20 protein-coding genes and 3 pseudogenes are annotated in these 23,289 nt (G+C 57.0%); 14 read left to right on the top strand and 9 right to left on the bottom strand.

Translation table 11 applies throughout. The features are described from left to right. Nucleotides 1-31 precede the first annotated feature (31 nt). Together APH30_RS01920 and APH30_RS01915 are read right to left on the bottom strand one after the other, a co-directional pair. Nucleotides 32-1,057 (bottom strand): formylglycine-generating enzyme family protein, encoded by a 1,026-nt coding sequence (locus tag APH30_RS01920; RefSeq protein WP_054911549.1) that lies wholly within the window; start codon nt 1,055-1,057, stop codon nt 32-34. Beyond that, a complete protein-coding gene (locus APH30_RS01915) occupies nt 1,054-2,730 on the bottom strand; it encodes an arylsulfatase (RefSeq protein WP_054911548.1) in 1,677 nt (558 codons plus the stop codon). The genes APH30_RS01920 and APH30_RS01915 overlap by 4 nt, the downstream gene beginning before the upstream one ends. Before the next feature lie 365 nt (nt 2,731-3,095). On the opposite strand from APH30_RS01915, the gene APH30_RS01910 reads away from it, so the two are divergent. The 3 genes from APH30_RS01910 (at nt 3,096) to APH30_RS28975 (ending at nt 5,326) form a co-directional block, all read left to right on the top strand. Continuing rightward, nucleotides 3,096-4,334, top strand: a complete 1,239-nt coding sequence (locus APH30_RS01910; RefSeq protein WP_082416098.1) for an OprD family porin — start codon at nt 3,096-3,098, stop codon at nt 4,332-4,334. Between the two features lie 158 nt (nt 4,335-4,492). Continuing rightward, complete coding sequence (locus tag APH30_RS01905) at nt 4,493-4,984, top strand: DUF1543 domain-containing protein (protein WP_054911546.1); 492 nt, start codon at nt 4,493-4,495, stop codon at nt 4,982-4,984. Nucleotides 4,985-5,167: 183 nt separating this feature from the next. Further along, the gene (locus tag APH30_RS28975; protein WP_009684850.1) at nt 5,168-5,326 is read left to right on the top strand and encodes a hypothetical protein; all 159 of its coding nucleotides are present in this window, start codon (nt 5,168-5,170) and stop codon (nt 5,324-5,326) included. 70 nt (nt 5,327-5,396) lie between these two features. Here the strand turns inward: APH30_RS28975 and APH30_RS01900 are convergent, their stop codons facing one another. Both APH30_RS01900 and APH30_RS27455 read right to left on the bottom strand, forming a co-directional pair. Beyond that, the gene (locus APH30_RS01900; RefSeq protein ID WP_054911545.1) at nt 5,397-7,751 is read right to left on the bottom strand and encodes an FdhF/YdeP family oxidoreductase; all 2,355 of its coding nucleotides are present in this window, start codon (nt 7,749-7,751) and stop codon (nt 5,397-5,399) included. 130 nt (nt 7,752-7,881) lie between these two features. After that, nucleotides 7,882-8,128: pseudogene (locus tag APH30_RS27455) on the bottom strand (mechanosensitive ion channel domain-containing protein); the annotation flags it as partial. A 131-nt stretch (nt 8,129-8,259) separates the two neighbouring features. Between APH30_RS27455 and APH30_RS27450 the strand changes: the two are divergent. The 4 genes from APH30_RS27450 to APH30_RS01880 all read left to right on the top strand — a co-directional run bounded on the left by APH30_RS27450 (nt 8,260) and on the right by APH30_RS01880 (nt 10,843). Beyond that, a complete protein-coding gene (locus APH30_RS27450; protein WP_082416097.1) occupies nt 8,260-8,673 on the top strand; it encodes a thiol-disulfide oxidoreductase DCC family protein in 414 nt (137 codons plus the stop codon). After that, a complete protein-coding gene (gene folE / locus APH30_RS01890; RefSeq protein ID WP_054911543.1) occupies nt 8,658-9,218 on the top strand; it encodes a GTP cyclohydrolase I FolE in 561 nt (186 codons plus the stop codon). Before APH30_RS27450 ends, folE begins: the two co-directional genes overlap by 16 nt. A 34-nt stretch (nt 9,219-9,252) precedes the next feature. Then, nucleotides 9,253-9,711, top strand: coding sequence for a DUF3429 domain-containing protein (locus APH30_RS01885; RefSeq protein ID WP_054911542.1), 459 nt, complete (start codon nt 9,253-9,255; stop codon nt 9,709-9,711). 151 nt (nt 9,712-9,862) lie between these two features. Then, nucleotides 9,863-10,843 carry a TerC family protein gene (locus APH30_RS01880; RefSeq protein ID WP_054911541.1) on the top strand — a complete coding sequence of 327 codons (981 nt, stop codon included), beginning with the start codon at nt 9,863-9,865 and terminating at the stop codon, nt 10,841-10,843. Here APH30_RS01880 and APH30_RS01875 read toward each other — a convergent pair. Next, on the bottom strand, nt 10,840-11,793 hold the full coding sequence (locus APH30_RS01875) for a LysR substrate-binding domain-containing protein (RefSeq protein WP_054911540.1): 954 nt from the start codon (nt 11,791-11,793) through the stop codon (nt 10,840-10,842). The two genes, APH30_RS01880 and APH30_RS01875, sit on opposite strands and share 4 nt — an antisense overlap. A 211-nt stretch (nt 11,794-12,004) precedes the next feature. Here APH30_RS01875 and APH30_RS01870 point away from each other — a divergent pair, with 211 nt between their 5' ends. Next, complete coding sequence (locus APH30_RS01870; RefSeq protein ID WP_054911539.1) at nt 12,005-12,613, top strand: glutathione S-transferase; 609 nt, start codon at nt 12,005-12,007, stop codon at nt 12,611-12,613. 565 nt (nt 12,614-13,178) lie between these two features. Next, the gene (locus APH30_RS01860) at nt 13,179-13,565 is read left to right on the top strand and encodes a hypothetical protein (RefSeq protein ID WP_054911537.1); all 387 of its coding nucleotides are present in this window, start codon (nt 13,179-13,181) and stop codon (nt 13,563-13,565) included. A gap of 415 nt (nt 13,566-13,980) precedes the next feature. Here the strand turns inward: APH30_RS01860 and APH30_RS01855 are convergent, their stop codons facing one another. Both APH30_RS01855 and APH30_RS01850 read right to left on the bottom strand, forming a co-directional pair. Next, nucleotides 13,981-14,901 carry an ImmA/IrrE family metallo-endopeptidase gene (locus tag APH30_RS01855; protein ID WP_054911536.1) on the bottom strand — a complete coding sequence of 307 codons (921 nt, stop codon included), beginning with the start codon at nt 14,899-14,901 and terminating at the stop codon, nt 13,981-13,983. Beyond that, nucleotides 14,879-15,244 carry a helix-turn-helix domain-containing protein gene (locus APH30_RS01850; RefSeq protein WP_003435204.1) on the bottom strand — a complete coding sequence of 122 codons (366 nt, stop codon included), beginning with the start codon at nt 15,242-15,244 and terminating at the stop codon, nt 14,879-14,881. The genes APH30_RS01855 and APH30_RS01850 overlap by 23 nt, the downstream gene beginning before the upstream one ends. 207 nt (nt 15,245-15,451) lie before the next feature. Here APH30_RS01850 and APH30_RS01845 point away from each other — a divergent pair, with 207 nt between their 5' ends. From APH30_RS01845 to APH30_RS01835, 3 genes are read left to right on the top strand one after another with little or no spacing between them, the layout of a single operon-like run. Then, nucleotides 15,452-16,198, top strand: a complete 747-nt coding sequence (locus APH30_RS01845; RefSeq protein WP_054911535.1) for a multiubiquitin domain-containing protein — start codon at nt 15,452-15,454, stop codon at nt 16,196-16,198. Beyond that, on the top strand, nt 16,173-17,363 hold the full coding sequence (locus APH30_RS01840) for a ThiF family adenylyltransferase (protein WP_054911534.1): 1,191 nt from the start codon (nt 16,173-16,175) through the stop codon (nt 17,361-17,363). Before APH30_RS01845 ends, APH30_RS01840 begins: the two co-directional genes overlap by 26 nt. Further along, complete coding sequence (locus APH30_RS01835) at nt 17,360-17,809, top strand: DUF6527 family protein (protein WP_054911533.1); 450 nt, start codon at nt 17,360-17,362, stop codon at nt 17,807-17,809. The genes APH30_RS01840 and APH30_RS01835 overlap by 4 nt, the downstream gene beginning before the upstream one ends. A gap of 48 nt (nt 17,810-17,857) precedes the next feature. Here APH30_RS01835 and APH30_RS01830 read toward each other — a convergent pair whose 3' ends face one another. Beyond that, nucleotides 17,858-20,218 carry a type I restriction enzyme HsdR N-terminal domain-containing protein gene (locus APH30_RS01830; protein ID WP_054911599.1) on the bottom strand — a complete coding sequence of 787 codons (2,361 nt, stop codon included), beginning with the start codon at nt 20,216-20,218 and terminating at the stop codon, nt 17,858-17,860. A gap of 82 nt (nt 20,219-20,300) precedes the next feature. Then, nucleotides 20,301-20,777, bottom strand: a complete 477-nt coding sequence (locus tag APH30_RS29395; protein WP_256221935.1) for a hypothetical protein — start codon at nt 20,775-20,777, stop codon at nt 20,301-20,303. A gap of 557 nt (nt 20,778-21,334) precedes the next feature. Between APH30_RS29395 and APH30_RS27445 the strand changes: the two are divergent. Next, nucleotides 21,335-21,781, top strand: a pseudogene (locus APH30_RS27445) (DNA-binding protein); the annotation flags it as partial. 829 nt (nt 21,782-22,610) lie between these two features. Then, a pseudogene (locus APH30_RS01815) lies at nt 22,611-23,289 on the top strand (hypothetical protein); the annotation flags it as partial.

Raw genomic sequence — 23,289 nt, 5'->3', positions numbered from 1 at the left:
GCGCCGCCAGGGCCGCGAACGGTGCCAGCGTTCAGCGCCGAACCGTTCTGAAGCCGACGTGGGAGGTGGCCATGAACACCGGCTGCGGCTGGCGTGCCGATGGCCGATAGCGCATGCAGACGTCTGCCGAGCACAGGTGTGACCCGCCTTTGATCACCGCCACCGGCACCCCTGGGTCGGCCGGGTCGTAACTGTCGGCGATGGCCGGGCCGGGTGGGTCCGGCTCGGCGTCGCGCTGGGCGTCGTGGCCCGGCCGGTAACCGCTGCGCGTCAGTTCCCAGACGTTCCCGCCGGCATCGAACAGACCAAAACCATTGGCAGGGTAGCAACCCACGGGCGAGGTGCCGGTGAAGCCGTCCTTCGCGGTGTTACGGTAAGGGAACTGCCCCTGCCAGGTATTGGCCATGAGCTTGCCAGTAGGCAGTTCGGTGCGCCCCCAACTGAAGTCGGCATCGTCCAGGCCGCCACGCATGGCGTACTCCAGTTGCGCTTCGGTTGGCAGCTGGCGGCCGGCCCAGCGAGCGTAGGCCTGAGCATCTGCCAGCGTGACTTGCACAACCGGGTGGTTGCCCAAACCCTGCACACTGCTGGCTGGCCCCTGGGGGTGCTGCCAGCTTGCGCCCGGCACGAATTGCCAGCCTGGCTCGAGCACCCCTGGCCCTTGTTGAAACACCATCGCACCTGGCACGCGCAGATGCGCGGGCAGGTCGCCCGCGTCTTGCGCCGTGATCCCGCGCTCGGGGTAGGTTACGTAACCCGTAGCCTCCACGAAACGGGCGAACTGCGCATTGGTGACCGGGTGAACGTCTATCCAGAAGCGCGACACCTGCGCCTTGTGCGGCGGGCCTTCTTCATCGTAGAAGCGATCGGAACCAAAGCTGAATTCGCCCCCCGGCAGGCGCACCATACCCTCGCGCCACGGTCCTTGGCGTTGGGCAGGCAAGCCGTCGTAGTCGGTACACAACAGTACCGGCGCTGGCGCTTCAGGCCACGCAGCATACGCGCCAGCGAACACGCTGGCGGCGATTGCCGCGAAGCCCGCAACCCGTGCAATCATGGCCGCTTGGCCAAGGCCGGGCTTACTGGGCGCCCCTCGGCATCGATGGCGATGTTGCTGCGCTGGGCGTAGGCCTTCCAGTCACGCAGCATCTGCGCTACCTGCTCAGGCTGGCTGGCAGCGATATCGTTGTGCTCACCTGGGTCCTTGCGCAAGTCGTAAAGGTGCCAGGTCGGTTTGCCATCGGTGGCATCCCACAGCAACTTCATCGGGCCTTTGCGCAACGAAGCATTGCCGTTGATTTCCCAGCCCAATGCTTCGTCACTGGCATGGATCCGCGTGTCTTTGCCTTGCAGGTAGTCCAGCGCCGAGGTGCCCTGAGGCGGCACGATATCGCGGTCGCGGTATTTGATGCCAGGCATCGGCGCGCCGGCCAACTGCAGCAACGTCGGCATGATGTCACGGACACTGGCCAGTTGCTCGCTGCGCCCAGCCTTGATCGTAGCGGGGTAATAGACGAACGCGGGCACGCGGATACCGCCCTGGTAGGTGGTCATCTTGTAACGGCGGCTGGGCAGGGCGCTGACTTGCGCCCAGGCTGAGCCAATCATCAGGAACGAGTTGGGGCGGCCATAGTTATCGAGGCGATTGTCGAAATTGGCCTTGATCCAATCGGCATCGACGCGCGTGGCGTTCTCTGGCCCATTGTCGGACATGAACATGACCAGCGTGTTGTCCAGCTCGCCGGTCTTGCGAAGGTGTTCTACCAGGCGACCTACTTCGGCGTCGAGCGCCGAGACCATGGCGGCATAGACCTCCATGGTGCGTGCCGACTGGCGCTTTTGCTCATCGCTCAGCGATGCCCAGCTCGGCACGCCCTCGAGTTGTGCCTGCAGCGGGAAGTCAGCCGGGATCAAGCCTGCCTTGCGTTGACGCGCCAGGCGCTCATGGGCGATCACTTCATAGCCTTGGTCGTAACGCCCGCGGTACTGTGCCAGGTAGCGGTCCGGTGCCTGCAGCGGCCAATGCGGTGCGGTGTAGGCAGCAAAGGCAAAGAACGGCTTGTTGCTGGCCTTGCCTTGGTCGATGACATCGATCAGGCGGTCGGTGTACCAGGTTGTGGAGTAAAAGTTGTCAGGTAGCTCGACCGGCTCGCCATTGTGCCGGTAGGTCGTGCTGTAATTGGGCAACTGGCCCATGTTGGCTTGCTTGAAATGTGCGGCACCGCCTTCCAACAGCACGTAGGCCTGGTCGAAACCACGATTTTGCGGTTGCTGGGCAGGTTCCATTCCAAGGTGCCATTTGCCAGCCATGTAGGTGCGGTAGCCGGCGTCGTGCAGCAGCTCGGCAAGGGTGGCAACGTTGGTGCCAAGTACGCCTTCATAGCCAGGGCGCACTACGGCATCGGCTGGCAAGCGCTTGTGGACTTCCGCCATCATGCCCAGGCCGGCCAGGTGCGGGTCGTTGCCCGACATCAACATGGCGCGGGTTGGCGAGCAACTGGGCGCGGCATGGAAGTCGAGCATCAGGCGGCCATCAGCCAGCAACCTGTCCAGGTTCGGCGTCTGGATCTCACTCCCCAGCGCGGACAAGTCGGAAAAGCCGAGGTCATCGGCAACCACCAGCAGAATGTTCGGTTGTTTGGGCGCCGCAGTAGGTGCAGGCGCCGCAACGGCTTGGCTGACACCCGCAACGAGCAGCGCGAGGGCGCCGAGAGAGGATAAGCAATTCATGAAGATGCTCTTATTGTTGTAGTGATTGGTCGCAAGGTTCAGCGCCTGAAAGAGGCTGACTGAACGCTCATAGGCTACCCATGCGGGCTCACTGCCGTTAGCCGATTAAGGCACGCGCTATCCGATTCCAGCGGATTTGTGGCACCCGCCTCGTAGACGGGCCGCCTGCTCGGATGACCGTTATAAATCCGCCGGAATTGGATAGTGCCTACGTTAATCGGCTACCGCCCTGTGTAGGCCCTCGCTAGCATCAGGCTCTGGCTTGTCGGTGGGCTAGTCGCCTTGGGTGAGATACCACAGACGCTTAATTTCCTTGGCCGTTCTGCCAGTCGGTCACCCGTATTCCGATAATAAAAACAATGAAAATGACCTTGAACGTTACAACCAAAGTGTTCGTCTGTTTGGGCGCAATCTCGCTCTATGCGCCCGGCGCCAGAGCAAACTTCATCGAAGACAGCCACGGCACGATTGACCTGCGCAATATGTACGTCAACCGCGACTTGCGCAACGCCGGTAGTGCCGACCCCATGCAGGACTGGGGGCAGGGGTTCACCTTGCGGGTGAACTCGGGGTTCACCGAAGGCACGGTGGGCTTTGGCCTTGAAGCCATCGCGCAAATGGGGGTGCGCCTTGATGGCGGCCAACCCGGCAGCACCACGGGCCTGCTCGTTCTCGGTAGCGACGGCAAAAAGGAAAACGAATGGTCCGAAGCTGGGGTGGCTGCAAAACTGAGATTCGCCAAGTCCCAGTTGTCGGTGGGATCGCTGCAACCGAGCTTGCCGGTCGTGCTCTACAACGACACGAGACTTCTGGCGACGCGATACACCGGTGCAATGATCACCTCCAAAGATATCGACAAGTTGAATTTCACTGCCGGGCAGTTGAGCCGGGTCAACTTGCGAGACTCCACCAACGATCAGAAAATGGCCTATGCCTACAATGGCGTCAGCGCGGGTGATTTCGACTTCGCAGGTGGCTCCTACAATGTGACCGATGCCGCCGCCGTCAGCTATTACTACGGCCGGTTGAACGACGCCTACTCCCAACATTTCGTTGGCCTGACCCACAGTGCGCAGATCGCCCCGGGGACGAAGCTCCTGACGGATCTGCGGTATTTCCGCAGTGACGATGACGGCCGCGCAGTGGTGGGTGGTATCGCCAATGATTTTCTCAACGGCATGGTCACGCTCGAAACGAAGGGCCACGGTTTCAGCGCCGGCTGGCAAAAACTGTCGGGTGACGGCAACTTCCCGTTCCTGGCAGGCACCGACCCTTACTCGATGAACCTCGTCACTGCCAACTCCTTCACCAAGCAGAACACCCGGGCGTGGCAGCTCAGGTATACCTACAACTTTGCGGCCATGGGTATTCCAGGGCTGAACTTCATGACCCGCTATGTACAAGGCCGCAGTGTCCAGCAGGCGGGGGTCACTGATGGTCATGAATGGGAACGGGATACCGATATTTTCTATGTCGTTCAATCCGGCCCACTCAAGAACGTGAGCGTGCGTTGGAAGAATGCAACGCTGCGTTCAAGCAACGGGTTGACGACGGACGTGGACGAGAACCGCTTGATCATCGGTTATCAAATCGCGCTGTGGTGAGCGGCAGGTTGAGCCTGGCGCTTGCCCAGGTGGTTCCTGCCAAGGCAGGTCGTGGGTTAGAGTTCGTCTCGATAGCAGAGCATTATCGCCTGAACTGAGCCTCGCGCTTGCGGGGGTACTTCTGGCGCTCGGCGAACTTTACCAAGGTGGATGACCCGATGCTGTTCGTGGTGCTACTTGGGGGCAAACACCCCCAGGCAAAGATTGAGGTTCACGACATTGTGTTTGCGGCCGCGGATACGCTGGAGCAGGCATACCCGCAACTACGGGACGGTTGGTTTGGCAGCCCCAAGGGCGTGCACGTCGATGCCTGGATGGCCGTCGATGGGGTTGACAACTGGCGCGTCGAGCTCAGCCCGCTGGCGCCGTCGCCTGAATCCCTGCGGCTCTACTTCATCAACCTGGGCGGGTACGACGCCCAGGCCTTTGGCGAGGCGCACGACTATCTGCTGGTGGTCGCCAGGGACAAACGGGAGGCCATGGCAAAAGGCAAGAAACAGGCCATGGCGCACTGGTCGCAAGCACACAACGATGCAGTGCTGGATGTCGATGACTGCCTGCCCATCGACCAGGTGGGCGGGCGTTTCGTGCACCTTGTGGAGGGGCCGCATGCCGGGGTACGCAGCCGGAACCAGTACATTGTCCTTTGATAACGGTCGCGGCAGTCAGCTTGCTGGTTGAGGCATGGTCAAGCTCGTTTCTGAGCGTGGTATTCGGCCGGCGGGCTTCTCAGTTGAATTTTCCCCGCATTTCGCCCCTCACACGCATGAGTAACAGAGCGCTGTAAGTGGCATGCCACCTACAGCTAACCCCAATTGCCTGGAGGCTTTGCCATGCAGCCCGAAACCAAAGGTCATGAAGAGCACGGACCGAGTGGCGTGCCGTTCATCAACGATCCGGAAAAGCCGAGTTCACCGCCTTTGAATGACGCTGATGCCACGGATGCCGCTGAGGCTGAAGAAGACATCGAGGACGACGGCCAAGCGCTGTGAGCAGCAGCGGGTCACGGATGACCATCGTTTCAGCCCGCCCCCTGGCTACTGGGGGCCGGTTTCAAGCGTGCTACACGACCTGATCTGTTGCGGGTACGGCGTGTGCCAGATCTTCAGCATCGGGCCGAGCATGCAAGAGCACGACAGGCACCGATTTCGCGGCGGGCACTTTGCTTCGCTTGGCATAGTGCCACAAGGGCACGAGCGCATTGGCCTCGGGGTAGTAAGCGGCGGCGCAGCCTACCGGTATGTCATAGGCGATAATCTGAAAAGGGCCTGCCTCGCGGCGAACTGTCGGTTCCACAGCTGTACGCAAGCGAACCCAGCCCCCCGGCACGAAGCCCAGGCGGACGATATCGTTGCGGTTGAGGAACACCACTTTGCGCGTGCCCTTTACGCCCCTGAAACGATCGTCGTAACCGTACACGGTGGTGTTGAACTGGTCATTGCTGCGCAACGTCATCAGTTGCAGGACATCACGGCCGGCTTCGCCCGTCAGCACGTCGTCGTCTTCATCCAGCGTGCCTGGGGTAATGAACTGCGCTTTCCCTGAAGGCGTAGCCCATTGCCGCTGTGCCACGCCCAGCGGGCGATGGAACCCGCCGGGCTCCCACATCCGCGTCTCGAAGTCATGGAAAATACTTGGATAAACCTTGCTGATGGCTTCACGAACCAGGGCATAGTCGTGCTTCCAGTGTGCCCAGGGAATGGCGACCGTGTCGCCCAGCGTCGCCAGGGCCAACTCTGCGATGATCGCCAACTCCGAGCGCAGCTGCTCTCCTGCGGGTTCGGCGTGGCCGCGCCAGGCGCGGATGCAGCCGGTGCTGTCTTCAGTGGTGTAGGTTTGTTCGACGCCAAGCTGCCGGTCGATCTCGATCCTGCCCAGGCAGGGCAGCAGCCAGGTGCTTTCACCAGGGACCAGGTGGGTGCGATTAAGCTTGGTCGCGATCTGTACACTGAGGCTGAGTTGGGCCCAGGCGGGTTCCACCCGGCTGGTATCGGGCACGGCACGCAGAAAGTTACCGCCAAGCCCGATGAACCCCTTCACACTGCCATTGAGAACGCCCTCGCAGGTGTCGACCGTCGCCAGGCCCTTGTGCTCCGGAATCTTGAAGCCGAACAGCGACTCGATCTTCTCCCCGGGTACTTTCGCAGGGTCCTCGGTGATGCCTACCGTGCGTTGGCCCTGTACGTTCGAGTGCCCTCTGACCGGGCAGATACCGGCCCCTGGTTTACCGATATTCCCGCGCAGCAATAGCAGATTCACCAGCATCTGCACGTTGGCCACCCCGTGCCGATGCTGGGTCATGCCCATGCCATAGACGATCACCACTTTCTCGCTGCGCGCATAAACGGTGGCCGTGGCCTCCATCGCGCTTCGGCTCAGGCCGGACCGTCGCTCCAGTTCAGCCCATGTGTATTGCTGCACACGCTCCATGAACTGGCCCAGGCCGTCCGTATGTTGTGCGAGAAAATCGTGATCGAGCACCGGCGGCTCGCCGTTGCTTTTGGCCCTTCCCTCCATTTCCAGAAGCGCCTTGGCCACCCCCATGACGGCAGCGGTGTCACCGCCGATGGCCACTTGGTGGTACTGAGTGCTGATGACTGTGGATTGCGGACCGAGCATTTCAGTGGGGGACTGGGGGTTTACAAAGCGCTCCAGACCACGTTCCCGGATCGGGTTGAAGGTGATGATCGGGACGTTGCGCTTGCGCACCTCCTGAAGCGGGTGAAGCATGCGCGGGCTGTTGCTGCCTACGTTTTGCCCGAAGAACAGAATGCAGTCGGTATGCTCGAAATCGGCCAGTGAGACCGTGCCAACCGGGACCCCGATGCTTTCCTGCAGGCCAACCGAGGTGCTTTCGTGGCACATGTTGGAACTGTCGGGAAGATTGTTCGTGCCATAGGCACGGGCGAACAACTGGTAGATGAACGATGTTTCCAGCGATGCGCGCCCTGATGCGTAAAAAACGACTTCGTCGGGGCTGAGCGCGCGCAACTGCGCGCCTATGGCTTTATAGGCTTGCTCCCAGGTCACGACCTGGTAGCGATCAGTGTGCTTGTCGTAACGCATTGGGTGGGTTAACCGGCCATGCTGCTCCAGCTCGAAGTCCGACCAGCCGCGCAACTCGGTCAAGGAGTGGGCCGTGAAGAAATCGGGCGAGGTGCGTCGTGACGTCAATTCCCATGCCGTGGCCTTGGCACCATTCTCGCAAAATTCCAGGGCATGAGGATCGCCTGGCTTGGCCCAGGCACAGCTCACGCAGGCGAAACCCTTGGGCTTGTTCAGCTTGAGCAGGGCGGTTGTGCCTTTGATCAGTGCCTGCTCGCGCCAAAGGATATTCAGCACGGAGTGGGCCGACCCCCAGCCGCCCGCTGCAGAGGTATAGGGCCGAAAATGTGATGTGCCATGGATCATCTTCATGTCGACCTCGCCTTGCCATTTAGTGTGTCTAAACGCTACGAGTACTGGGGAGCCTCTAAGTTCGAAGCGATTCAAGGCGCGGCTGGGAACCCCGCGCACGCTGCAGCGGGGGGAAGCTGGGGGTGGGCGCTCACGCGCCGCTGATGCTCACGCCTTCGCGCCCTGGCACCGACAAGTTGGCTTCTTGCGGCAATGCGGTGACCTTGATCGCCCGCTGGATGTCCATGCAGGTTGCAGCCTGGGTCCTGGACGATGTACACGCACCCGAACTCCAACGCTTCCTCGCCAAAACCACGCAAGATACGCGTGGTTTTCAAGCCAACATGTTCAACGGTGCCCGCCAACGGGCCAATGACGATGAAGTCGCCGACCTCGAAGAAAATGTGCTGGCGCTCGAAGGGTGGCTGAATTAGGGCATTCTGCGGTCGTCGCAATCATCTTGCCTATTGCGTATTTTTTGGCTTCAGCTAACTTGTACAAAAACCTGTACATGAATGAGGTTTTGTACATGTATTGCGAGTGGCCTCTGACGCTTTACTTTGACGGGGCCTGCCCATTGTGTGCCAGGGAGGTCGCATTTCTGCGCAGGCGTTGCACGGCAGCAAAGCTCATCCTGGTTGATATCGACAGTGATGAATTCGATCCCACCCCTCTGGGCCGGACGATGGAGCAACTACGGTCCTGTTTGCACGCAAGGTTCGCGAACGGGCAATGGGTCACCGGCTTGGACGCGACCCTGTGGGCTTGGCGTGCTGCCAGTTTGGGCCTTTGGGCAGCACCCTTGGCGTGGCGCCCGTTGCGTCCAGTGCTTTCGGTTTTTTACAGATTGTTCTGTCGCTTGAGGCCAAGTCTGGCCTGGTTACCCCATCCCGATGGCGGGCAACGTTGCAAAGGTGAGGCCTCCAAATGCCACATTCGCTAGCCGAACACTACCGTGAAATCCTTGTTGGCGTGGGTGAAAACCCGCAGCGCGAAGGGCTTTTGGATACGCCTCAGCGTGCTGCCAAAGCGATGCAATACCTATGCAATGGCTATACCCAGAGCTTGGGTGAAATAGTCAACGGGGCGCTGTTCGAAAGCCAGAATGACGAGATGGTTGTCGTTCGCGACATTGAACTGTACTCGTTATGCGAGCACCACATGTTGCCGTTTATTGGGAAGGCTCATGTCGCGTACCTGCCAACAGGGCGAGTACTAGGGCTTTCCAAAGTAGCGCGCTTGGTGGACATGTTTGCCCGCCGTTTGCAGATTCAGGAAAACCTGACCAGGCAGATTGCCTGTGCCATGCAGGAAGTGACCGATGCGGCAGGGGTTGGGGTGGTTATCGAAGCCAAGCACATGTGCATGATGATGCGTGGTGTAGAAAAGCAGAACTCGGTGATGATTTCCTCGGTCATGCTAGGCGAATTCAGAGACTCCCCAACCACGCGGCATGAATTCCTCACGCTGATTGGCCGACACACCTGAAGTTTGGTTTTGAGTCGTGGAGGAGGGCGCACCCATGGGTTCAGTGTTCGATACGTTATCTCCGAGCCGCTTTACTATCCTGGGCTACGGTGGCTTGCTGCCATTTCTGGGTCTGGCACTGCTGGTCTGTTTTGGCGGTGAGTATCGAGATAGCCTGGCTGAAGCGTTGGTTGGCTATGGGGCCGTGATACTGAGTTTTGTCGGAGCCCTGCATTGGGGGTTCGCGATGACGTTGCCGGCCTTGCCTGCTATTGAGCGACAACAGCGGCTTGTGGGGAGTGTCATGCCAGCCCTGATCGGCTGGGTTGCCATGTTGTTACCGGTGTCATGGGGATGTTGGGTACTGGCTTCAGGATTTACCGTGCACCTTTGGCAAGACCGTAAACTGGCCAACTTCATGCCCGGCTGGTATATGCCTATGCGGGTACGTTTGACGGTCGTGGCGAGCTTGTGTCTAGTATTGAATGCCATTGTCATAGCGTTCGGAAACTGAAGTCACAGAAGAAATAAATAGCAAAATTTTCCCCCTTGCAACATTTTCACGCTGGATAAAATCTGATGGTGTGACGCCGGGCCCCTCTGACGGTAAGTAGCCGCCATGTCGGAGTCATAGTTGTTAAACTACGACTATATAGGAGGGGCTCATGTCTGCCCTTAATGCGTATCTCTCCCAAGACGTGCTTGGCACTGATCTCTGGCTGTGGCTTTCATTCTTCGCTGTCGTGTTGACGCTGCTGGCGCTTGACCTAGGGGTTCTCCATCGTGGGAATCGAGAAATCGGTGTCAAGGAAAGCCTGCTCCTGTCGGCTAGCTACATCAGCATGGGCCTGCTATTTGCTGTCTGGGTCTATTTCCAGAAAGGCAGCGACGCAAGCATGGACTATGTGACTGGCTTTCTGATCGAGAAGTCGTTGTCCATGGACAACGTGTTCGTTATTGCCCTCATTTTCAGTTTTCTTGCCATTCCCAGAGAATTCCAGCACAGAGTGCTGTTCTGGGGGATCATGGGGGTCATTGTATTGAGGGCCATCATGATAGGCCTGGGCGCCGCGCTGATTACGCAGTTCAGTTGGATTCTCTACTGCTTCGGCGCCTTCCTGGTATTCACGGGTGTGAAAATGCTGTTCGCTCGAGTGGACCATGAGCCCGACCTGGAAAACAATCGCTTCGTCAAGTATCTGCGCAGTCATCTACGCGTGACTGACGAGTTGCACGGTCAGCATTTCCTGGTCCGTATACCTGATGGCTCCGGCAGGCGGGTAATATGGGTGACGCCGCTGTTTCTCGCGTTGATTCTGATTGAGTGCGCCGACTTGGTGTTCGCGGTTGACAGTGTTCCAGCGATCTTTGCCATCACGCAGGACCCCTTCATTGTCTATACGTCGAACATTTTCGCGATACTCGGTTTGCGCGCACTGTATTTTGCATTGGCTGCGATGATAAGCCGCTTCGCCTATCTCAAATACGCCTTGGCGCTGGTACTGGTTTTCATAGGCGCGAAAATATTCCTGCACGACATTGTTGGCAAGGTGCCTGCCGAAATTTCTTTAAGCGTTACAATTGGCCTACTGATTGGCGGCGTGTTGCTGTCACTCTGGAAAACCAGAACGCCGGTCAAGGTTTAAAGGCTTGCATCGCGCTCGGCAGGGCGGGTGAGGTGGGCTGGTCGACGCTGCTTGCTGCCATGATCCTGTTCGTTCAGATATTCAGCGACCTCGTGTTTCAGCCAACTCGAGAACACTTGCTGCTTTGTTTCCGAACGCTCACGGTTGGGCAATACCAGCCAATAGGGGTAGGGATAGGGCGCGATCACGGGGGAGAGTTGCACCAACTCCCCTCGTTGAATGGCGTCGTGCACAAGGCTGCGGCGCTCCAGGGCGATCCCCTGGCCCAAACGTACGGCTTGGAGTACCAAGTTGGAGTCGTTGCTGCACAGGCCGATGCGCGGCACTTCCCTATCCAGCCCAGCGGCTTGACACCAAGGTTGCCAAGATTCCATGTTGAAAATTATGTTGCTGCCGATGATCTCTTCAGGGGTCTGAGGGTGCACCCCACCGTTGAAGTGCGGGGCGGCAACCACCAGCGTCTCGTCATGAAAGAGCAAGTGCTGCTCCACCCCATCCCAGTCGCCCTTGCCCATGCGGATCCCGACGTCGACAGATTCCCGCGCCAGGTTAGATAGCGCGAGACTGGCCTGCAGCCGGACGCTGATATGCGGCTGTAATTGCTGGAAACGTGGCAAGCGGGGCAACAACCAGCTGAAACCGAACGAAGGGAGAACGGCGACCACCAGTTCCGTTGATTTCGGTTGTGTCTTGATCAGCCGCGTGGCTTCGGCAATTGCGCCCAACGATTCGCGAATCTGCAAGGCATACAGTCTTCCGTCCTCACTCACCCGCAGGCCCCGCCCCTCACGGACGAACAGGGTGACGCCGATCATGTGTTCCAACACCTTGATTTGCTGGCTGATGGCTGAGTGGGTGACGTGCAGTTCCTTGGCAGCTGCGGTAACACTGCCCAGCCTCGCAACCGACTCGAAGCAGCGTAGGCAGGTGATCGGGGGTAGATTCGACATGTAAGCAACCCTTACAAATATCGGCAAAAAAAACTGATTTATAAGTGGCAAGGCTCTCATTAATGTAAGGGACGGTAAAGTCTTCGGCTGGAAAGCCGGCCGGCGCCATAGACGATGTGTGCGAAGCTCATCCGTTCACATGGCCGCTGCCTCGGCTGTTCAAACGTCGGATAACGGTGTTAGCGGTCACCATCAATCAAGGAGACTATCGATGAAACTCATTGGGATGCTGGATTCACCTTACGTTCGCCGGGTAGCTATTTCCCTGGACCTTCTGGGTATCGAGTTTGAACATGACCCACTGTCGGTGTTTAGCACGTTCGAAGCGTTTTCCAGGGTCAATCCGGTGGTCAAAGCGCCGACTCTGCTGCTCGATGACGGCTGCGTACTGATGGACTCGACGCTGATCATCGATTATTTCGAGAGCCTCAGCACACCCCAGAGCAAGTTATTGCCAAGCCAACCGCAGGCGTTGGCCGGGGCTCTGAGTAGAGTGGGGCTGGCGTTAGCGGCATGCGAGAAGACGGTGCAGATCGTCTATGAACATAAGCTTCGACCGGCGGAAAAGGTTCATCAGCCCTGGGTTGAACGCGTCACCCGTCAGCTGCTGGCGGCGTGCACTGAGTTGGATAAGCAGTGGGCGGCGCAGGCGTCGTACGGCCTGCGTCCGGACCAGGCCGGGGTCACCAGTGCGGTGGCCTGGTCGTTCATGCAGTCGATGCTGCCCAACGTAGTCAAGGCGAGCGATTTCCCGGCCCTCAATGCCCATGCGGCCCGCCTGGAGCAGACGGATCTGTTCAAGCGTTATCCGATTGCCTGAGCCAGGGCGGAACGGGCCGGGCTCAACCGCGCCGATCGCCCCTCCCTACGCATCCTCGCAAAGAATTCGCGCTGTTAAAACCGCAGCCTGGAAATCAAGATGGCTTGAGGCAAACGACTTCATGAGGAGCGAGCGGGGAAGGGCCCAATCCCATTTCTCTCGGATCATATTTTCGACATTTTCCAAGATCGGCTCTACGTTCGAGATATCCATTTGACCGACCACGCGCAACGCTCGCAATGTGTCCTCCGCGCCGAATGCAACTTCCAGGAATAGCCCGGTGTTTTCACACTGAATGCCCACATGCCTGAGCAACAAGGCCAGCGCATCGTTAGGCAGGTTCGTGAGTTCACTCGAAACACGGCATATGTTCCCGAGTAAAGATCCGTCGTGTCGACGGCGGCTCAAGAGAAGAGCTGAGCCGCCACGCGAGCAGTGGGGTACTTCGGGGCTTCCGAGTTGCTGAAGGACACTGGGCCTAGGACACATGGAGTTACCTTGACAGGCCAGGAAAGCCGTCAAGCTTTGGTAGCCTCACTCGAATCGGTGCTTTGGGAGCTTTTACATGCTGCAGATTCGTAAATACACCCCGATCTTAGGGTGGAGTGGAGAGCGGGTAGCGAAGGATTATGCCAAGAGCCTCGCGGGGCCAGGTTCAGTTGGGTCGATTGTTCTGCTGCTTCCGGTAACCCAGCTGGTCGGACTCTTGTTCGCGATCGCTTTGGGCTTGATCGCCTACCGGCGAGGTATACCGTTCAGGAGGATTGAACCTGAACTTGCTCAGCGGACGCCAATTCTGCGTCGTCTCTTCCTGTTTGCAACTGCCTCCCAATTTTTGATCGTATCGACCATTTTCTGCTGTATCGCACTGGGCGTTACTGAGTGGCACGGTTGGCTGGAGCAACGCTCGGCCATGCTGGAGTTGCTGAAATCGCTCCTGGCCGTGACGTAAGCGTCGGGCATTCTTCTCGAATGCCTGCTGGGCCGTACTGCTCATCAGCGAGAGAACATTTTCCAAATCTTGATGGCTATGCGCTTTCTGCTGAGCTAGGCGTGATGAAGCCTGATCCGGCAATCTACCAAAGCGCATGCTCCATGATGGGTGTAATTCCTGGGAAGTCCTTCGAAGCGGGCGCTGCTCGAGTGGTTATGGTTGGTGATTCCAGAAAGTGGGATGAAATCGGGCCACGTTCATATGGAATTCCGGGGCATCACTTGAATCGAAAAGGGGCAGGGCGCTTTGGGGATTTGTTTGCATTTTCTCAGGCCATGATGAATTTTTGATACCTCCGCTTCTAATCGTCGATAGCCCTTACAGCCAGTCAAGCCATATACGCAGTAACTGGCACCTCCCGCTACTGGTGCGTCTACTTAGGCAGTAAAAAGTCAAAGGTAACGGCGGGCCGGAGCGGGAAGATCAACAAGAACACGTTATGTTTGGTGTCAAAGGCTTCTCCAAGGCATTCATACAGCGTGCCATTGAGATCTCTGATATGCACCCTGGCGTCGATCACCATTCGCCGACCGTGCTTAGGAAGCAGCCGCCCAAGTGTATGGCTGAGCGTGATGAAGCTATCGTCGGGTCGGCCAAATTGCTGGAGGTAAGCAGGTGAAAGCTCGATCCGTCGTACCAGGGCGATGAGTTCATGGTCTTCATGGATTTGGATCGGTTCGAGCACAAAGAGCGCGCACGCCTGGTCATGAGTGCGAACGAACTCCCGACACGAGGCGTAAATCGACGCGCCGTACTGTTTGGCGAGAGCCATCGGAGTCTTGATCGCATTCGCCATGTCTAGGGCATGCTGTTTGTAGCTGTCTCCTTGGAACAAAGCGAATCGAGCGAAATTGTTCGCCTCACGCTCGAAGAGATCGGCGATCGAGGGGGCCAGTGTCTGCTCACAATCCTGAAAAAATTTGAACATCTTGCGGTGGCTCGGGAGCCGATGATGACCGGTCTCATGGAGCTTGAGGAAGGTCTGCTTTGATTCGGTGACAGTGGGATCGATGTGGATGAATTGCTCATCAGCGTCATATACGCCTAGCACCTTCGACAAGGCTGATTTCAGGCGATGCCCGGCGGCGGCCGTTTTTTGGGCCACGTAGGCCATAAAGGATTCGACATCGTGGATGGCGATAGGGGCGACCCGCAGCTTGGCGGCATCAAGGATGTCGGGGACGGGGGTAGGGAACCGTCCCCATGCATTTGCTTCATCGAGCAGTGTCTTGGCTTTGGCTTCTACAGCATAAAGCTCATGTTCCTGCAGGCTACTGTCGTCCGGCTTGGCCATCCTTACGTCGACTCCTGATGAACTGCAAAAACTCCAAAAGCTCACCTTCCTCATCTTGAGTGAGGTTGTGCTCAGCAAATGTTGCAACTCGGCCGTGACGCTGCGAATCCTCCCGTTCGGCGGGGAGGTAGTTAGCTAGCTGCATGAGATATATGTAATCGATCCCATACAACTCAGCCAGTGTGTGGAGCACATTTGGGCTGGGCTGCGTAACCTTGCCGGTTTCTAGCTGGCTTAGGTAGGCATTGGATACTTCCTTGCCGCTCTGCTCCTCAACCTGCCTCAGGGATAGCTGCCTATCCCGGCGAATCGAAGCCAGGTACTGTGCAAGTGTTGGTTTCACATGTGCCTCTGTTGTTGCTGATCTTCAGAAAATCTCGGCAATCAGCCGCGATCTGACAACGTGCCAGTACGGTGATGTTTGATGCAGTGTAGCGCTCTGCTACTCAAGCACAAACCATTTTCTCGTGACTGCTTGACATATCAAGCACGCTTTCCTAGTCTAGCAAGCGTAACGGTTAACTGCCCCAGCGGGGCTAGGAGTTCCATCATGGCTTCTGGTTTTGCGTTAGACGTTGTGGATTTGGCGGCCGTAATCGCCAAAGGTGAACAGCCGCCCGAGCAGGGCCCTTATCGGATCTTGGTGGGGAATGAAGCGCTGAGCTTCACCTCGGTCGTGATCGATGACCCCATCGTGACAGGCGGCCAAATCCTTGAAAGCATCGAGGTTCGCCCTGCGCCGGGCATCATGGTCTTCCAGGTGCTTTCGACCGGCCGCTTGGAAGAGATCGATACCAACGAACGGGTTGATCTGCGCCACGCTGGGGTGGAGCGCTTCTTGGTGTTCCTGGGCGATAGCTCCTACCGGATCGTGTTGAACGACCAGGTACTGACCTGGGGTGGTCGCCAGATCAACGGGGCGACACTGAAAGCCTTGGCCGGTGCACCTCAGGATCACGATGTTTGGGAAATCGTGCCTGGCGGGCGCGACATCCTGGTTGGGGACAAGGACTACATTGACCTGACCAAGCCCGGCGTTGAGCACTTCGTGGCTAAGCCTTTTGAGGCAACCATCATCATCAACGCCAAGCCACGCGTGGTTCATACCCGCTTCCTGACCTACCAGCAACTGGTCGAGCTGGCATTCCCTGGCAGCCAGCATCCCCCGCAGACGGTTTACACGATCGACTATGACCATGGCCCTCACGACCACCCGGAGGGTTCGGTTGTGGACGGTCAACAAATTCGTGTCAAAGAGGGGATGGAATTCTATGTCTCGGTCAGTGATAAGTCTTAACCCCACGCTCCTCGATCTCCGCAACCAGGGGTTCGAATTGGAAGTGCGCGAAGGGCATTTGGTCGTGCACTCCATTCCTTACCTCAATGCGCAAGGAGAGGTGAAGCTGGGTGCATTCTGTTGTCCGCTTGATCTGGTGAGTCCTGACGTGGTGGCTCCTCCAGCCACCCACGTCATCCACTTCATTGGTGAGTACCCGCATAAGCACAACGGTGAAAGGATCGCCGCAATCGAGTACCAGGCGGGGCCGCTGCCGTTGACGCAGACATTGACGGCGAATTTTGCATTCTCGAACAAGCCGCAAGGTACCACTGGGTTTTCCAGCTTTTACGACAAGGTGTGGCACTACACACGTATCCTCTGGAATGAGGCACGGGCTGCTGCCGCCGGCGTTACACCGTTGACGTACAAAGTGGTGGAGGCGGAGTCGCCTGACTCTGTTTTCCATTACGAGGACACGGCCTCCGCGCGCTACGGCACCACTGCGCTTAACGGGATTTTTGCCTCGCAGCGCATAGCCATTGTTGGCTTGGGCGGCACCGGTGCTTATGTCCTGGACGCGGTGGCGAAGACGCCAGTGGCTGAGATTCACCTGTACGACCTGGACAAGCTTCAGCAGCACAACGCCTTTCGTGCCCCGGGCGCAGTGAGCCGAGAAGCGTTAGATGCTCAGCACTCGAAGGTGGACTATTTCGGGCAGCTTTACTCAGCTTTCCGTAAACACATCGTGCCGCACTGCATAAACGTCACGGAGGTTAACGTTGATGAGCTGCGGGACTACGACTACATCTTCCTGTGTGTGGATAAAGGCGATGTGCGCAGGCTAATTTATGATCGCCTTGCCGACTCCAAGGTGGTGATCATCGATACAGGTATCGATGTGATCCGTACCGAAGACAACCAGTTGATTGGCACTGCCAGGGTTACGATGAGCCTTCCGGGCCAGCGTGATCATGTGTTTGATCGGATCTCTATGGCTGACGGAAACCGTGAGGCTCTCTACAAGGCTGCCGTTCAGATCGCAGAGCTGAACGCGATCAACGCCCAGCTTGCTGTGCTCAGGTGGAAGCGCCACTGCGGCTTTTACTACGACAGCGCGCGCGAGCTGAATTCGACACTCACCACCGCCAGCAACAAGGTGGTCAATTCCGAGCAGTTGCCATGAAGCTACGGAACGCATTCGTCGAGTTCATTCCGGACGAGCTCGAAGCCGGGGTGCTGTACGTATCCATGAAGTACCGCACTACCACTCATTTGTGTCCCTGCGGGTGTGGCAACGAAGTGCCGTTGCCCATTTCCAAGACTCAGTGGAAGCTCACATTCAATGGCGAGGTATCGCTGGATCCTTCAGTAGGCAACTGGAATTTCCCTTGCCGCTCCCATTACTTCATTCGCAACGGAGCAGTGCTCTGGGCTGGAGACATGTCTGACGCCGCGATCAAAAGGGGAAGAGTGCACGCAGAGGAGCAACGGATGCAACATTACGAAGATCGCGCCGGCGGTAGGGCCATTGACGCCAAGCCTATCGTTCAACCGGAAGAAGCAACGCCTCAGACGCATGGCATCTGGACGCGCCTCAAAAATTGGTTCACTGGTACCGGCAATGAATGATCGGACGGGGGCACTCGCATGGCCGCCCCCTCCGAAATTTTTTACTGATTAAACGGTGGGCGTTTCAGTTTTGACGTCATCGGATGCCGTGAGGTCTTTCCAGTATTTGTCCAATCGTTTCATGGCAGCTCGAGCTGCTGCACTGGCCTTGGGATCGGTATCATTCTTCAGAAGACTGTAGAGAATCACCAGGCGCCAGGCTAGGTGACGCTTATCTTCTTCTAGCGCGTACGTTACCAACTGTTGGAGCTCATCAGGTCGGCTTGATGCCCACAGATACATGGCTTGCATGAGCGGTTCCACGACGCCGCTATTCACACATAGTACGGAACCAACGCCCGGAATGTCGTGGGTGTGAAGGCCAAGCATGGCTCTGAGATCGCGAGGGGCTGGTCTGAAAATGAGATCCTCGGAATTGCCTAAGGTGGCAAAGATCGACAAGTTCAACGAAGTACCACCGTCGCCTCTATCCATGGGCGTCATCGCCAAATGGCTCAGTATCAGCCAAGGCTGCATATCTCCGGGCAGCCGCTCGTTCACTCCTTCGCCGAACTCAATGCAAACGCCCTTGACGTCTTTAGTAAGTATCTCCACCTTCGAGCCCTCGGTGAGGAAGGTCGGCACGGGCTCGGCGGCTATCAGAGCACTGACGATTAGGTATACGTGATTACCGTCAGTGACTTGTGAGATAGCCGCTGCAACGCCGAGATCTCCATGGAGTATGCGCTGAAGGGTGGCATTTAGGCTGTCTGCATCCGGTTGTCTATTTAGGTCTGCCGCCCATTGGCCAGAGATGTAGTGAGCTAGCTGCTCTGGGAACCGAATGACCAATCTTGGCCCTAGCGTCCGAGTGTCTATCCAGTGAATCATGCCACTTCTGCGCAAGCGCTCGATCCGCTGTTCGCCGAGTGACTGCTCTAGGATATCGGGATCGATCGATGTAGCTCCGTAGGTCTCGACGATACGCTTATGGTCGCGACCGTGTTCCTTTACATCGACCAGATAGGCGACTGCAAGCTTGGTGAGATCATGCTTCAGTTGAGGGTCTGCACCGATGAGGTTACTCGCCCCCTCCAGCATCCGGAAACTGGGTATCGGGGGGATTACCAGGCGGGCTTCGTATACTGAACCATCAGGTGCTGATTTACGCTTTGGAGTGTGGCGGGGTAAAAGGGACGCGAGAAGACGCAGCTGACGCGGGCGACGCAGATCAGGAATCAGTTTCGCGCCAGCCAAGAAATGAGCGTGTTTGAGTTCTACAAAAAGCTTACGAGCAGCGGCGAACTCTTCGTCGGACAATTCCTGAAGCCCAACGGGTGTTGCGAGGCGACCAAGCATTGTTTCTTCGATGCGGCCCGCCACAGTGCGGTGTGAGTCAAAGTTACCGCTATCAGTCCCGATTACGAGTTGGAGGCGTTTCAGCTCTGCAAGGTGGAGCAGCTCTTCAAGCTCCCCGGCCGGGATGCCGTCCACCACCAGGATCAAGCCACTCAATGACTGACCAGTGATCAGCCACTGTCTTACGTCATCCCGGGAAACCCCAATGAAGAGTTCTCGGGTCAGTCGGGATGAAAGAAACTGGAGAACGTCACCCGAGCCTCTACGGTCGATGTAGAGGACTGGAGAGTCCTCCAGTTTCTCCACCAGTTGGATCAATGTGCCAGTGATACCGCATAGTGGAGTGCCATGCAGGACGACTACTTCCGCCCCATTCTCGACATCCTTGATAATCTGACCTACTGCCTCGCGGGGGATCTGAAAATCCTTGGCGATGGCCCGATGCAGATCAGGTAAGTCGCCAGTTCGGCTACTGATCTCCTCGGCATTCCATTTCTTGAGAATGGCTGTCCAGACTTTCGGGTCTCGCCCCAGCAAACTGCGAATAGCGCCCTCGGTCGAGCTGCGTGCCAGGCTCGAAGCTGCTGAGAGAATCTTCCCCAAACCTTCAGCATCAGCTTTGTCGTTTGAGACAAGTGTTCCATCGTAGGTCAGCACAAGTTGGGTCGACGCTTGATCGCCGTTCGTGACCAGTACAAGAGGCACCATGGGTTGGTGGATTCTGGCATAGGATAGCCCTTGGTCGATGTCCTCATCAGTGATGGCCACAGTCGGAGCTTTCAGCTCAGCAAGCAACAGCGGTTTATCATCGAGGAACACGACAACGTCCGAACGCCCCTTGAAGAAATCTCTAGTTTTTCCGCTTCCATCGACTGCGATCTGATGGTGGCCGAGTTGCAATTTCAAATAGCGCTCGGCACGGATGTTAGCCGGTAGCAAGGGGAGGGCTTGACGCAACCGAGCGATGATCGCCGCTTGGAAGTCTGCTTCGTTTACCGATGGGCTCGCCCCGGAATGGGCAGCAGGCTGCGCCCCTGGGTTCTGAGCGCGTTTCTTTTTCGAGGCGGCCATATCGTCCTTGGAATGAGATCTGAAGGGGCGCATAGCGTACCCCATACGGTGTAGTGATTGAGCGGCTGGAGAGCTACAGTCCTTAGCCGACTTCGCCTAATTTCGGAGCCACGCGCATCAGGGGAATCAGTGCCAAGGCTATGAGTCCGAAGAGCACGAACGTTGCCGCCGGCAGGCCGAGGAGATTTCCTAATGCGCCTCCTACCAGGACGCAGACCATTGAGGAAAGGTACGTCACAGCAGCATACTTTGAAGACAGCGCCGCTTGCTCGGCCGGAGTCGCATGCCTTACACATGCCAGCAGACACAGTCGGTAGGCCATGCCGAATCCCAGGCCCAGCAGTCCAAAACCGAACAGGGCGAGTGCATCGTTTCGCACAGATGCCCCGATCAATATGCAGGTAATGCCCACGCTGACGGAGCCAGGCCCCCGCATGCCCGGAAAAATTCGTCTAAGCCATGGAGCCCCCAGCTGCGCCAGTGCACAGGCCGGCAGCATCACCAGAACGCAATGAGACTGCACACTTGCCATGCCGAGCACGTTGAAGAAGGTGGGCATGAACACTACGGTGGATGCTGCACTGATCCATGCCAGAGAGCCTATGGTCAATGGGCGCCAGTCAATACGGGTGCCTCTGTGGGCCTTCGAATGCCGGGGTTGATGCAGCTGCAGGGCATTCGCACGGCGGCGTCGAAATAACACGATGCCCAAAGGGATGCTCGATCCCAGGCCTTGATGGATGAACCGAATTCACCTACGATCTCTTCCCAAGCCACTTGGTTAGGAGTCAGCATGGGAGCTGATTTCGCCTTGGGATATGCGAAAGCAGTTAAAAACCACCTTTTGGGTGGTTTTTTTGTGCCTGCTGTTTTTGCTCCTGACGGACACGTCCAGCCTGGAGCAGAAAATAGAGCAGGGTGCTGCATCAGGCAAACCACTACTCTGCTTCTGAAGAGATCCCTATATCACCAGCGGCCTCAGCTCAATTTCCGCCAATTCACATAGGCGGAAATTCGCCATTCAATAGGGCGCATGTATGAGATGTACAGTCGATCCCAGCGCACTAAAATAAGTTGACGTCTGCCCCTTATAGCCTTGAAAAGCAGGTATCAACAATGGCATTAGGCGTACCAGAAGATGAGGTATTCGCTGCAGCGGACGCTGTATTGGCTCGTGGCGAACGCCCGACCGTTGAGCGGGTGCGCCAAGAGCTAGGACGAGGTAGTCCAGCGCGCGTGGGCTCATTACTAGATATATGGTGGGGACAGCTGGCCAAGCGCGTCGTGGGTGAAACCCGTCTGCCCGGAATGCCGAGGGAAGTGACTGAGGCATTTCTCGCACTGTGGCAGCAAGCAACCACGATTGCACAAGGAGTGGCCGAGCAATCTTTACCCACAATAAATCAAGCAGCCGACCTGGAGCAGCTGCTGGCGGAGCGGGAAGCTCAAATAGATGATCTCCGAGCCCAGTGCCAAGAGCTAAAGAACAAGCACTATGAAACGCTCAGCCAGCTGGGAGAGTATCGTGAACAACTGCATCAAAGCCAACGGATGCTCGAACGTGTTGAAGCTGAGCTAGCTCGCGCGCTTGAGGCAGCTGCAAAGGAGCGTGCACGTTCCAAGGATTAGCTGATCAGCAGACGGATCTCATCCGGCAGCATTCCATTAGCCCGGTCAATCTGCCGTGCAGGTGAGCGAGCTGCTTCCGGGGCCTATTGCAGCTTGCAATCTCATTTCTAATGATCACGCTCTCTGTGACCTTTGCGAATCGTGGACACTCCCCGCAAGCCCCCAAATTCAAGACCTCCAGCATTCCAATTTGCACTCAGGACACTTTTTGACGGAAAGTGTCCAGATTATTCGCAAATTTTTCCCAGAAAGTGTCCGATTTAACTGAGCGCTTGTGCTGAAAGTGTCCGCATTAACTGCGCAAACTGCGGAAAGTGTCCGCATTAGCTTACGCTTTTTCAGCCGCGATGGCCAAGAAGATAGAGTCCAAGGAAAAATTTTGCACAAAAAACATTTGTGATTTCGATGCGAACTTCACGAAATTGCGAAACGCATATATCGATGCCGCAGATATGATTTTTGTCAATATATATAATAATACTCCATTTCTCGTCTCGCTTGGCAAATTTTTCATGAGGCCAGCTCAACCCCTCAAAGCCTGACACCATCGGGCCTCCAATATTTTTTAGGCGTTGAAAACAGTAAAATAAAATAGCCTAAATTGTCAGTCAATATATGGATAATTCAACTTTCGCGCTTTTCGGAGTGGGCTTGACCTTGCCGATCTAGGAAGTAAAACTAGCTCGGCTTTCACAGCGCCGCTCTTTAAAAACCAGCAAGTGATAACCACTACCCACAAACAACGGGCAGGTGCCATTTACCAATGGCAACTCGTCAAATGGTAGGCGGAATGACAAATCGCAATAAAACATCTGAAAAAAATATTGAGCCAACGATGGCGACCTCACGGGTTGCAGAATCCAAATCGAGCTCAAAGCTAAATCTGGATAGTTCGGATAAGACCATTGCTCGCTTCGATCTTGCCAGCGACCGGATTCCGACGATTCAGCTTTATCTTTCCGGTCAAATCAGCGCTGTTGATGCGGCGAGGGCGATCGGTATGAAGCCATCAGGCTTCCATAAAATTATCCGGCGAGTGAGGGCACGTGGCGGTGATCTGAGTGCCGTTACGTCCAGCATGCCCGGACGTCGTCCGACGCCGTCCGAGCTTGGGGGAGAACTTGAGGGGTTGATTGTTGACTCCATCAAGGCCTACGCAGGGAAGGCAGCAACCATCGAACGGGTTTGGGTGACCGCCCAAATGCTTGCTGACGAGCGTGGTCTCAAACGGCCTAGCTATCATGCTGTACGACGGCGGCTTTTGAAGAAGGGCAAGCGGTTCCTGGCTAACATGAAGCTAGGGAAGGTTGATGCTGCGGACATCTTCGAGGCTCGCCCCGGGTACAAGGTTACGTCCCGCCCGCTTGAATGGGTTCAGATCGACCATACCCGTGTCGACATGATCGTCGTGGATGAGCAGGATCGGACGGTGATTGATCGCC

It is taken from the genome of Pseudomonas sp. NBRC 111127 (assembly GCF_001320345.1).
GTDB lineage: Bacteria > Pseudomonadota > Gammaproteobacteria > Pseudomonadales > Pseudomonadaceae > Aquipseudomonas > Aquipseudomonas juntendi.
Note: the sequence above shows the minus strand (reverse complement) of the source record. Positions and strands in the feature narration are given on the sequence as shown.

Excerpts from the sequence above, each read along its gene's own strand:
- APH30_RS01900 (WP_054911545.1), bottom strand. The coding sequence starts at position 7,751 with ATGAAGATGATCCATGGCACATCACATTTTCGGCCCTATACCTCTGCA.
- APH30_RS01905 (WP_054911546.1), top strand. The coding sequence starts at position 4,493 with ATGCTGTTCGTGGTGCTACTTGGGGGCAAACACCCCCAGGCAAAGATT.
- APH30_RS01915 (WP_054911548.1), bottom strand. The coding sequence starts at position 2,730 with ATGAATTGCTTATCCTCTCTCGGCGCCCTCGCGCTGCTCGTTGCGGGT.
- APH30_RS01885 (WP_054911542.1), top strand. The coding sequence starts at position 9,253 with ATGGGTTCAGTGTTCGATACGTTATCTCCGAGCCGCTTTACTATCCTG.
- APH30_RS01870 (WP_054911539.1), top strand. The coding sequence starts at position 12,005 with ATGAAACTCATTGGGATGCTGGATTCACCTTACGTTCGCCGGGTAGCT.
- APH30_RS29395 (WP_256221935.1), bottom strand. The coding sequence starts at position 20,777 with ATGCCCACCTTCTTCAACGTGCTCGGCATGGCAAGTGTGCAGTCTCAT.
- APH30_RS01860 (WP_054911537.1), top strand. The coding sequence starts at position 13,179 with ATGCTGCAGATTCGTAAATACACCCCGATCTTAGGGTGGAGTGGAGAG.
- folE (WP_054911543.1), top strand. The coding sequence starts at position 8,658 with ATGCCACATTCGCTAGCCGAACACTACCGTGAAATCCTTGTTGGCGTG.
- APH30_RS01845 (WP_054911535.1), top strand. The coding sequence starts at position 15,452 with ATGGCTTCTGGTTTTGCGTTAGACGTTGTGGATTTGGCGGCCGTAATC.
- APH30_RS27450 (WP_082416097.1), top strand. The coding sequence starts at position 8,260 with ATGTATTGCGAGTGGCCTCTGACGCTTTACTTTGACGGGGCCTGCCCA.
- APH30_RS01855 (WP_054911536.1), bottom strand. The coding sequence starts at position 14,901 with ATGGCCAAGCCGGACGACAGTAGCCTGCAGGAACATGAGCTTTATGCT.
- APH30_RS28975 (WP_009684850.1), top strand. The coding sequence starts at position 5,168 with ATGCAGCCCGAAACCAAAGGTCATGAAGAGCACGGACCGAGTGGCGTG.
- APH30_RS01910 (WP_082416098.1), top strand. The coding sequence starts at position 3,096 with ATGACCTTGAACGTTACAACCAAAGTGTTCGTCTGTTTGGGCGCAATC.
- APH30_RS01920 (WP_054911549.1), bottom strand. The coding sequence starts at position 1,057 with ATGATTGCACGGGTTGCGGGCTTCGCGGCAATCGCCGCCAGCGTGTTC.
- APH30_RS01830 (WP_054911599.1), bottom strand. The coding sequence starts at position 20,218 with ATGGCCGCCTCGAAAAAGAAACGCGCTCAGAACCCAGGGGCGCAGCCT.
- APH30_RS01840 (WP_054911534.1), top strand. The coding sequence starts at position 16,173 with ATGTCTCGGTCAGTGATAAGTCTTAACCCCACGCTCCTCGATCTCCGC.
- APH30_RS01835 (WP_054911533.1), top strand. The coding sequence starts at position 17,360 with ATGAAGCTACGGAACGCATTCGTCGAGTTCATTCCGGACGAGCTCGAA.
- APH30_RS01880 (WP_054911541.1), top strand. The coding sequence starts at position 9,863 with ATGTCTGCCCTTAATGCGTATCTCTCCCAAGACGTGCTTGGCACTGAT.
- APH30_RS01875 (WP_054911540.1), bottom strand. The coding sequence starts at position 11,793 with ATGTCGAATCTACCCCCGATCACCTGCCTACGCTGCTTCGAGTCGGTT.